Source organism: Pseudomonas sp. AC463, from assembly GCF_979253585.1.
In genome coordinates, this window is sequence record NZ_CEEDDZ010000450.1 from 1 (window position 1) to 291 (window position 291).

General features: G+C 62.9%; 1 protein-coding gene. It reads right to left on the minus strand.

The features are described 5' to 3' along the window. The coding region (locus AC0IYH_RS30925; RefSeq protein ID WP_471838002.1) for a P-loop NTPase family protein at positions 1–291 on the minus strand (291 nt) is incomplete at both ends.

A 291-nucleotide genomic window follows, 5' to 3' on the forward strand; every position in this document is an offset into this window, starting at 1 on the left:
GTGATCGATACCGGCCAGCGTATGGATCGAAGGCGACCGCATGTCGCCGTCGACCAGGATGACGGACCTCCGTGCGCGCGCCATCATCGTCGTCAACGCCAGCGCGGTGGTCGACTTTCCTTCGGCAGGACGCGTCGAAGTGACAGCGAGCGAGCGCGGAACGCCGTGTTCGGTTGCGAATGCCAAACTGGTCTGGATAGCGAGATACGCCTCCACCAGCTCCGATTTGCGATCGAGCAACGCATCGCGCGGCGCAACATCCTCAATTTTCGGCACCGTGCCCAACAGCGG